This window comes from Pseudomonas rhizophila, from assembly GCF_003033885.1.
Lineage (GTDB): Bacteria > Pseudomonadota > Gammaproteobacteria > Pseudomonadales > Pseudomonadaceae > Aquipseudomonas > Aquipseudomonas rhizophila.
In genome coordinates this window covers 4,891,975-4,902,229 of the sequence record NZ_CP024081.1, presented here as the reverse complement: position 1 = coordinate 4,902,229, position 10,255 = coordinate 4,891,975, and the positions used below count along the sequence as shown (strand labels likewise).

Here is a 10,255-nt window from a genome sequence, read left to right as displayed (position 1 = left end):
CCCTCTGCCCTCTGAGGGAGTAAGCCTGCTCCCACAATTGGAATGCCTTTGAATGAGCAACCTTGACCCTCTGAGGGAGTAAGCCTGCTCCCACAATTGGAATGCCTTTGAATGAGCAACCTTGACCCTCTGAGGGAGTAAGCCTGCTCCCACAATTGGAATGCCTTTGAATGAGCAACCTTGACCCTCTGAGGGAGTAAGGCTGCTCCCACAATTGGAATGCCTTTGAATGAGCAACCTTGACCCCCTGTGGGAGCGAGCCTGCTCGCGATAGCGGTCTGTCAGGCAACAAAAAACCCGGAAGCTTGCGCTGTCCGGGTTTTTCATGAGGCAGGCTTCTATCAGCGGTTGAACCGCTCCACCAGTGAATACTGCGTATTGGCGGTGCGGGTCAGTTCTTCGCTCAGTAGCGCCGAGCTGTGGGCCTGGCCCGAGGTCTGGTCGGCCAGTTCCGAGATGTTGCTGATGTTGCGGCTGATCTCTTCGGCCACCGAACTCTGCTCTTCGGTAGCGGCAGCGATCTGGGTGGTCATGTCGGTGATGTTGGCCACCGCTTCACTGATCCCCACCAGCGCTGCGTCCGCCTCCATGACCCGAGCCACGCCTTCTTCAGCCTGGCGGTGGCCGGCATCCATGGTCTGCACGGCATTGGTGGCGGTTTGCTGGAGCTTGGCGATCAGGGCGTGGATCTGCCCGGTGGATTCACTGGTACGTTGCGCCAGTTGGCGCACTTCGTCCGCCACCACGGCAAAGCCGCGACCCATCTCTCCGGCGCGGGCCGCTTCGATGGCGGCGTTGAGGGCCAGCAGGTTGGTCTGGTCGGCAATGCCTTTGATCACGTCCACCACGCCACCAATCTCGTCGCTGTCCTTGGCCAGCTGGGTCACGGTCTGCCCGGTCTCGCCCACCACCACCGACAAACGCTCGATGGCTTCACGGGTTTCCCCGGCGATGTCGCGTCCACGACTGGTCAGGCGATTGGCTTCCTGGGTGGCGTCGGCGGTGCGTTGCACGTGGCTGGCGACTTCCTGGGTCGTCGCGGCCATCTCGTTGACGGCGGTGGCCACCTGTTCGGTCTCCACTCGCTGGCGTTCCAGCCCACTGGAGCTGTTATGGGCCAGCGAATTCGACTGCCGCGCCTGCTCGTTGAGGTGTTCGGCAGTGTCCTGCAACCGGGTCAGGCAGGTTTTCAGGCGAGCTTCCTGGCTGAGGATCGACATCTCCAGGCGCGCCTGGACGCCTCGACTGTCGGTGTACATCCGGGCGATCAACGGATCGGAGGTGGTTTGCTCGGCCAGACGCAGCAGGCGCTTGATCCCGCGCTGTTGCCATTGCAGGCCCATCAGGCCCAGGGGCACCGAGAGCACGGCAGCCAGGGCAAAGCCCCAGGAGGAATTGAGAAATGCGCCAACCACGAAGCTCAATTGGCTGACCAGGATAAACGGCAGCCAGTCCTGCAGGATCGGCAACCATTTGTCGCTGCGCGGGATCGCCGGCTTGCCCTGATTGATGCGTTGATAGAGCGCTTCGGCCCGGCTGATCTGCTCGGCGCTGGGCTTGACCCGCACCGACTCGTAGCCGATCACCTGGTTACCTTCGAACACGGGGGTGACATAGGCGTTGACCCAGTAATGGTCACCGCTCTTGCAGCGATTCTTGACGATACCCATCCATGGCAAGCCTTGTTTGAGCGTGTTCCACATATGGGCGAACACGGCCGACGGCACATCGGGATGGCGTACCAGGTTGTGGGGCGAGCGGATCAGTTCCTCCTTGGAAAACCCGCTGATTTCAACGAACGCGTCGTTGCAATAGGTGATCACACCTTTGGCATCGGTAGTGGAAATCAGACGTTGTTGGGCCGGGAAGGTCCTTTCGCGTTGTGTGACGGGCTGGTTGTTACGCATGGTGTGTAGATCCGCAAGGCTTTGAAAGGTTGTCGGCGCCGTCAGGTTTTTATTGAAGTTATTTTTCCGGTCGGTATCACGCCAGCATCGGGTAGGTAAATAGGGCGAAATGAAGCAGATTGAGGCCAAAGTGGGCGGCAATCGCCGCGCCCAGCCCACCAAAGCGATAAGCCAGGCCATAACCGACCCCCGCCATGCCCGACAGCAACACCCATTGCCATCCCGCCCCGGCATGCACCAGGCCGAACAGCAGTGAGGCCAGGATTAATGCCAGATTGTCGCCATAGTTCAGATGTTTGAAGCGTCGGCTCAGGCCACCCTGAATGTAGCCACGAAACAGCGCTTCCTCCACCAACGTCACCAATAAAAGATTATTGAGTACCCATATCCAGGCCGACTCCGGCCACTTCGGTGCCCAATGGATCATTCCCAGCAGCATCGCCCCGCCCAGCGCCAGCACGGCGCTCAGGGTCAGCCCCAGGGCCGTGGCCTGTAGCGACAGGCGAAACGAGCGCCTGCCGACGATCCAGGGACACGCCAGCAGTAACCAGAAGCCGATCAGTGGCTTGTCCTGGTTCAGGTACATGGCAAACGGCACGGCATCGTCGGTAAAACGTTGCGGCGCGATTGCCCGGCCATTGAAAAAACCCGGCATCCAGTGCAAGGCCAACGCCAGGGCCATCACCACAAACAGGGCGTGGCCGAGAAACTGCCCGACCGGTGTCTGCTGCTGGCGCACCGCATACCCGGCGAACAGCAGCAGCGCGACCGAGATCGCAGCAGTCCAGGCCAGATGGCCGAAGGCCAGGGCCAAGGCATAGCCGATGGAAAGGAAGGCCAGGTATGGCCAGGGCAGGGCAGGCATATCACATCCTTTGAGACTGAAGAACCGTTTGTGGCGATGGTGATGGCAGGACCGGCGGGATTATAGGCAGACCCATACGAAAACACCGCCTATTAACAGGCGGTGTTTTCGTAAGACGCTTCTTTTTATTCTGAAATCAATTGCCGTAGGACGTAGTGCAAAATCCCCCCAGCCTTGAAATATTCCACTTCATTCAAGGTGTCGATCCGGCACAACACTTCAATCCGCTCCTGGCGGCCGTCCTCGCGGGTGATGATCAGTGGCAGGTTCATGCGTGGTGTCAGTTCGACGTCGCTCAGGCCCAGGATGTCCAGGGTTTCCTTGCCGGTTAGGTTCAGGCTCTTGCGATTCTGATCGAGCTTGAACTGCAACGGCAGCACGCCCATGCCCACCAGGTTGGAGCGATGGATGCGCTCGAAGCTCTCGGCGATCACCGCCTTGACCCCCAACAGATTGGTGCCCTTGGCGGCCCAGTCCCGACTCGAGCCGGTGCCATATTCCTGTCCGGCGATCACCACCAGAGGCGTGCCCATGGCCTGATACGACATGGCGGCGTCGTAGATCGGCATTTTCTCGCCACTGGGGATGTAGATCGTATTGCCGCCTTCTTCGCCGCCGAGCATTTCGTTGCGGATCCGGATATTGGCGAAGGTGCCGCGCATCATGACCTGATGGTTGCCGCGTCTTGAACCGTAGGAATTGAAGTCCCGGGGCTCCACGCCCTGTTCGCGCAGATAACGGCCGGCCGGGCTGTCGGTCTTGATATTGCCGGCCGGAGAGATGTGGTCGGTGGTCACCGAGTCGCCGAGCAAAGCCAGGATTCGTGCACCTTCGACATTGTTGATGGCCGGTGGCGGCCCACTGATGTTCTCGAAGAACGGCGGGTGCTGGATGTAGGTTGAGTCCGATTGCCAGACGTAAGTCGCGGCTTGCGGCACCTCGATAGCCTGCCATTGCTCATCACCGGCAAACACGGCGGCGTATTCCTTGTGGAACATGCTGGTGTTGACCTGAGCCACCGCGTTAGCGACTTCCTGGCTGCTGGGCCAGATATCGCGCAGGTACACCGGGTTGCCGTCGCGGTCGTTGCCCAGCGGTTCACTGCTGATGTCGATGCGCACCGTGCCGGCCAGGGCATAGGCGACCACCAGGGGCGGTGACGCCAGCCAGTTGGTTTTTACCAACGGGTGCACGCGGCCTTCGAAGTTACGATTACCCGACAGCACCGAGGCCACCGTCAGGTCGGCGCTCTGGATGGCTTTTTCGATCGGCTCGGGCAACGGCCCCGAGTTGCCGATACAGGTCGTGCAACCGTAACCCACCAGATCGAAACCCAGTTTGTCCAGGTACTCGGTCAGCCCGGCGGCCTTGTAGTAATCGGTGACCACCTTCGAACCTGGTGCCAGGGAACTCTTGACCCACGGCTTACGGGTCAGGCCTTTCTCCACGGCTTTTTTCGCCAGCAGCCCGGCGGCCATCATCACGCTGGGGTTGGAGGTGTTGGTGCAAGAGGTAATGGCCGCAATCACCACTGCGCCGTTTTTCAGGCGATGGGTCCGGCCCTCGAACTCGTATTCGCTTTCCCCCACCTGATCGGCGTTGCCTACCGCGACCCCACCGCCGCCTTCGCTTTCCAGGCGGCCTTCTTCCTTGCTGGTGGGTTTGACGTTCAGGCCCAGGAAGTCGCTGAAAGCCTGGCCGACATTCGGCAGTGAGACCCGGTCTTGAGGACGCTTGGGCCCGGCGAGACTGGCCTCGACACTCCCCATGTCCAGTTCCAGCGTGTCGGTGAATACCGGTTCCTGGCCGGGCAGCCGCCACAGGCCCTGAGCCTTGCAGTAGGCTTCCACCAGCTTCACGGTTTCGGTCGGACGTCCGGACAGGCGCAGGTAGTCCAGGGTCACGTCGTCCACCGGGAAGAAACCGCAGGTGGCGCCGTATTCCGGGGCCATGTTGGCGATGGTGGCGCGGTCGGCCAGCGGCAGGTCGGCAAGGCCGTCGCCATAGAACTCGACGAATTTGCCCACCACACCTTTCTTGCGCAGCATTTGGGTGACCGTCAGCACCAGGTCGGTGGCGGTGATGCCTTCGCGCAGCTTGCCGATGAGTTTGAAACCGATGACTTCTGGAATCAGCATCGACACCGGCTGGCCGAGCATGGCCGCTTCGGCCTCAATCCCGCCGACGCCCCAGCCCAGTACACCGAGGCCGTTGATCATGGTGGTGTGGGAATCGGTGCCCACCAGGGTGTCCGGGAACGCATAGGTCCGTCCGTCTTCCTCTTTGGTCCACACGGTGCGGCCCAGGTATTCGAGGTTGACCTGGTGGCAAATGCCGGTGCCCGGCGGCACCACGCTAAAGTTGTCGAAGGCGCTCTGGCCCCAACGCAGGAAGGCGTAGCGCTCTCCGTTGCGCTGCATTTCGATGTCGACGTTCTGTTCGAACGCCTGGCTGCTGGCGAAATTGTCCACCATCACCGAGTGGTCGATCACCAGGTCCACGGGTGACAGCGGGTTGATCCGCTGCGGATCGCCACCGGCCTTTTCCATGGCGGCGCGCATGGCGGCCAGATCGACCACGGCCGGAACGCCGGTGAAGTCTTGCATCAGTACCCGAGCAGGACGGTATTGAATTTCCCGGTCGGAACGACGCTCCTTCAGCCAGCCGGCGAGGGCCTTGAGATCGGTGCCGGTGACCGTTTTTTCATCTTCCCAGCGCAGCAGGTTCTCCAGCAGCACTTTGAGGGACATGGGCAACCGGTCCAGGTCTCCCAGGCTTCGGGCGGCGTCGGGCAGGCTGAAATAGTGGTAAATCCTGGCGTCGACTTGCAGCGTTTTAAGGGTTTTCAGGCTATCGAGGGACGGCATTGAAATGACTCCTTTGAGTCCGCACGGCTACGGACTGACGGGACGGACAGAGCCTTTAACCTAGCCCTGTTTTGAGCGTATGACTAATCACTGGACTCTACGAGCGGGTTTGGGGTTCCGAACTCCGCTATCATGCGCCGGTTTTCGTGACAGGCTTTGCTACGGAGTTTCAATGAACACGCTTTTCATGCACTGCCGACCAGGTTTCGAAGGCGAGGTCTGTTCCGAGATCGCCGAACACGCCGCACGGCTGAACGTGGCCGGCTACGCCAAGGCCAAGCCGGCCAGCGCCTGCGCCGAATTTGTCTGTACCGAAGACGACGGTGCCGAGCGACTGATGCGCGGCCAGCGTTTCGCCGAGCTGATTTTTCCGCGCCAGTGGGCGCGCGGCAGCTTCATCGATCTGCCGGAAACCGACCGCATCAGTGTCATCCTGGCCCACATGAGCGCCTTCCCGACCTGCGGCAGCTTGTGGCTGGAGGTGGTGGACACCAATGACGGTAAAGAGCTGTCGAACTTCTGCAAGAAATTCGAAGGGCCGCTGCGCAAGGCGCTGACCGGCGCCGGCAAACTGGTGGATGACCCGTACAAGCCGCGCCTGCTGTTGACCTTCAAGAGCGGTCGCGAAGTCTTCCTGGGCCTGGCGCAGGCCGATAATTCGGCCATGTGGCCGATGGGCATTCCACGCCTGAAGTTTCCTCGGGAGGCGCCGAGCCGGTCCACCCTCAAGCTTGAAGAGGCCTGGCACCACTTTATTCCTCGGGATCAGTGGGACGAGCGCCTGCACAGCGACATGACCGGTGTGGATCTCGGCGCCGCGCCGGGCGGCTGGACCTGGCAACTGGTCAACCGCGGCATGCTGGTGACGGCCATCGACAACGGGCCGATGGCCGAAAGCCTGATGGACACTGGCCTGGTGCAGCACCTGATGGCGGACGGCTTTACGTTCAAGCCCAAGCAGCCGGTGGACTGGATGGTCTGCGACATCGTCGAGAAGCCGGCGCGTAATGCGGCGATGCTGGAAGAGTGGATCGGCGAAGGGCACTGCCGCGAGGCGGTGGTCAACCTCAAGCTGCCGATGAAGCAGCGTTACGCCGAAGTGAAACGCCTGCTCGAACGTATCGCCGACGGCTTCAAGGCCCGGGGCATCAAGGTCGAGATCGGCTGCAAGCAGCTGTACCACGACCGTGAGGAAGTGACGTGCCATCTGCGGCGGCTGGACACCAAAAAGCCCAAGTCCCGCTAGCGCTTGAAAGGCAATGAAATCCCTGTGGGAGCGAGCCTGCTCGCGATATCGGTGCATCAGTGGACATCGATGTTGGGTGGCCCGACGCTATCGCGAGCAGGCTCGCTCCCACAGGGGGCGGTGTTAAGCCAGAGGTGACCTTGCACCGACATTGCGCGACAATGCCCGCCAGTTTCAGGAGTAGAACATGATTGAAATGAACGATACGCCGGTCGACGGCACGCTGGATGCCACCGGCCTCAATTGCCCGGAGCCGGTGATGATGCTGCACCAGCACATCCGCGACCTGATGCCCGGCGGGCTGTTGAAGGTGATTGCCACCGACCCCTCGACCCGTCGCGACATTCCCAAGTTCTGTGTGTTCCTCGACCACGAACTGGTGGCTCAGGACGAGGTCGATGGCACCTACCGCTACTGGATCCGCAAAAAGCTCGCTTAGTCCGCCGAACGGCTGATGCGGATCTGCTTGCGTGCGCTGCGTGCCAGGCGGATCGACAGCATCAGCGCCGCGCAGCTCAAGCCCACGATCAGGCCCTGCCACAACCCGCTCGGACCGCTGGCGGTGCCGAGCCAGTCGGTCAGGCCCAGGATGTAACCCACGGGCAGGCCAATGCCCCAGTAGGCGAACAGCGTCAGGATCATCGTCACCCGGGTGTCCTGGTAGCCGCGCAACGCGCCCGCCGCCGTGACCTGGATCGCGTCGGAAAACTGAAACAACGCCGCATAGACGATCAACATCGACGCCACTTCGATCACCACCGGATCGCCGGTATAGATCGCCGCGATGGGCCCGCGCAGCCAGAACATCAGGCTCGCCGACAGGCAGGCATAAGCCAGCGCCGTACCCATGCCGACTCCGGCGGCGAAGCGCGCTTCGCGCGGCTGGCGCCGGCCCAGGGCCTGGCCGACCCGCACCGTCACAGCCATGCCCAACGAATAGGGAATCATGAACACCAGGGAGCTGAAGTTCAGGGCAATCTGGTGCCCGGCCACCACGGTGGCGCCGAGGCTGCCGATCAGCAGGGCAATCACCGCAAAAATGCTCGATTCGGCAAATACCGCGATGCCAATCGGCAGGCCGATACCCAGCAGGCGCTTGATGACGGTCCATTGTGGCCAGTCGAAGCGGTTGAATAACCGGCTCGACTGGTAGGCCGGCGCCCAGCGCGCCCAACCGGCCATGCCCAGGGCCATGAACCACATCACCAGGGCCGTGGCCCAGCCGCAACCGACGCCGCCCATGGCGGGCAGGCCCAGATGCCCGTAAATGAAGATGTAATTGAGCGGGATGTTCAGCGCCAGCCCGCACAAACCCAGGACCATCGCCGGTCGCGTTCGGCCCAGGCCGTCGCTGAAGCAGCGAAGCACGTGATACAGCGCCACCGCCGGCAGGCCGGTGGCGATGCCTTGCAGGTACTCCATGCAAGGACCGATCAGTTCGGGGTCCACGTTCATGATGTGCAGGATCGGTTCGGCGCCGAGCAGCGCCAGCGTGGCAATCAACCCCACCACCAGCGCCAGCCACAACGCCTGGCGCACCAGCGGACCAATCTCGTCGAACGTGCCGGCGCCGAAGCGCTGGGCGACTTTCGGCGTGGTGGCCAACAGTGTGCCGGTCATCAACAGGAACACCGGCACCCAGATCGAATTGCCCAGTGCAACCGCCGCCAGGTCCCGTGGTCCGACCCGGCCGGCCATCACCGCGTCGACAAAGCCCATGGCAGTGGTCGCCAGCTGCGCCACCATGATCGGCAATGCCAGGGCCAGCAGCGTCTTGAGCTCCAGGCGAACCCGGGCCGGGCGGGAGAGGGTGGTGGCGTGGTCGATCACAGGATTCACAGGCGAAACGTCCGAAAAAATAAGCGCGAGGCGGCGCATTCTACGCCTTGACACAGTGGTCAGGAAAAAACCTGTGTTGTGGATTTGTAATCGTTTAGCTGGCTTGCGAATACCTTGTGGCGAGGGGATTTATCCCCGCTCGACTGCGCAGCAGTCGCAAAGTCGTTGGGGGGCTGCGCACCCAGCGGGGATAAATCCCCTCGCCACAACATCATTTGCTTCGGGTAATGCACAGGCCTAACGGAACGCCTACACTGCCCATCCCGCCAAAGGAGCTCTGCCATGCTGATCGTCGCCGACGAAAATATTCCCCTGCTCGATGCGTTTTTCCAAGGGTTTGGCGAGATCCGCCGGGTTCCGGGCCGGGGGATTGACCGGTCAATGGTCGAGCAGGCCGATGTGTTGCTGGTGCGCTCCGTCACCCAGGTCAACCGCACGCTGCTGGAAGGCAGCAAGGTGAAGTTCGTCGGCACCTGCACCATCGGCACCGATCACCTGGATCTGGATTATTTCGCCGAGGCCGGTATTCGTTGGGCCAGCGCACCGGGTTGCAACGCCCGTGGCGTGGTGGACTACGTGCTGGGCAGCCTGATGACCCTGGCTGAAATCGAAGGCGCGGACCTCAAGCAACGCACCTTTGGCGTGGTCGGTGCCGGGCAGGTGGGCGGGCGGTTGGTTGAGGTGCTCAAGGGCCTGGGTTGGACGGTGAAAGTCTGCGACCCACCCCGTCAGGCTACCGAAGGCGGCGACTACGTGAGTCTGGAACAGATCATCGAACAGTGCGATGTGATCAGCCTGCACACACCGTTGACTCGCGACGGCGCGCAACCGACCTGGCACCTGTTCGATGAGCAGCGCCTGCGCCGGCTCCAGCCCGGTACCTGGCTGATCAACGCAGCCCGTGGACCGGTGATCGACAACACAGCGCTGCGCGAGGTGCTGCTGGAGCGCGAAGACCTGCAAGCGGTGCTGGATGTCTGGGAGCATGAGCCGAGCGTGGATGCGGATCTGGCTGACCTGTGCGTGATCGCCACCCCGCACATTGCCGGCTACAGCCTCGATGGTCGCCAGCGTGGTACGGCGCAGATCTACGAATCCTTGTGCGCATTCCTCGAGCAACCGGTTGCGGTCCGGTTGAGCGATCTGCTGCCCCGGCCATGGCTGGGCGGCATCACGCTGGACGCTGACACTGATCCGGCCTGGGCGCTGGCGATGTTGTGCCGTGGCGTGTATGACCCACGTCGTGACGACGCGGATTTTCGTCGCAGCCTGGTGGGAACGGTCAGCGAACAACGCAGCGCTTTCGATGCCCTGCGCAAGCATTATCCGCCGCGTCGGGAGATCGACAGCCTGAAGGTTCGCATCGAGGGGCAGTCGCCGGCGTTGCAACAGATCGTGAGCGCTCTGGGCGCCACCAGCCTTTAATCGTGGATCGCTTTTGTGGCGAGGGAGCTTGCTCCAGGTCACAGGAGCCCGCAAAGGCTGCGGGCATAAAAAACCCGACATCATGGTCGGGTTCAATGAAGACGGG

At 61.9% G+C, this 10,255-nt stretch carries 7 protein-coding genes; 3 read left to right on the top strand and 4 right to left on the bottom strand.

Annotated elements, in window-relative coordinates:
* Positions 1 to 341 precede the first annotated feature (341 nt).
* From CRX69_RS22700 to acnA, 3 genes are all read right to left on the bottom strand, one after another.
* Entirely contained in the window at positions 342 to 1,907 is a 1,566-nt protein-coding gene (locus CRX69_RS22700) for a methyl-accepting chemotaxis protein (protein WP_076385612.1), read from the bottom strand.
* 76 nt (positions 1,908 to 1,983) lie between these two features.
* On the bottom strand, positions 1,984 to 2,772 hold the full coding sequence (locus tag CRX69_RS22695) for a CPBP family intramembrane glutamic endopeptidase (RefSeq protein WP_107322911.1): 789 nt from the start codon (positions 2,770 to 2,772) through the stop codon (positions 1,984 to 1,986).
* 125 nt (positions 2,773 to 2,897) lie between these two features.
* On the bottom strand, positions 2,898 to 5,639 hold the full coding sequence (acnA, locus tag CRX69_RS22690) for an aconitate hydratase AcnA (protein WP_047227195.1): 2,742 nt from the start codon (positions 5,637 to 5,639) through the stop codon (positions 2,898 to 2,900).
* A 172-nt stretch (positions 5,640 to 5,811) separates the two neighbouring features.
* On the opposite strand from acnA, the gene rlmM reads away from it, so the two are divergent.
* Together rlmM and tusA are read left to right on the top strand one after the other, a co-directional pair.
* Positions 5,812 to 6,885 (top strand): 23S rRNA (cytidine(2498)-2'-O)-methyltransferase RlmM, encoded by a 1,074-nt coding sequence (gene rlmM / locus CRX69_RS22685; protein ID WP_047227196.1) that lies wholly within the window; start codon positions 5,812 to 5,814, stop codon positions 6,883 to 6,885.
* Positions 6,886 to 7,072: 187 nt separating this feature from the next.
* A complete protein-coding gene (gene tusA, locus CRX69_RS22680) occupies positions 7,073 to 7,324 on the top strand; it encodes a sulfurtransferase TusA (protein ID WP_107322910.1) in 252 nt (83 codons plus the stop codon).
* Here the strand turns inward: tusA and CRX69_RS22675 are convergent.
* The gene (locus CRX69_RS22675; RefSeq protein WP_223194611.1) at positions 7,321 to 8,763 is read right to left on the bottom strand and encodes an MATE family efflux transporter; all 1,443 of its coding nucleotides are present in this window, start codon (positions 8,761 to 8,763) and stop codon (positions 7,321 to 7,323) included. The genes tusA and CRX69_RS22675 overlap by 4 nt on opposite strands.
* A gap of 243 nt (positions 8,764 to 9,006) precedes the next feature.
* Between CRX69_RS22675 and pdxB the strand changes: the two genes are divergently transcribed.
* Entirely contained in the window at positions 9,007 to 10,149 is a 1,143-nt protein-coding gene (gene pdxB / locus CRX69_RS22670; protein ID WP_107322909.1) for a 4-phosphoerythronate dehydrogenase PdxB, read from the top strand.
* Positions 10,150 to 10,255: the final 106 nt, after the last annotated feature.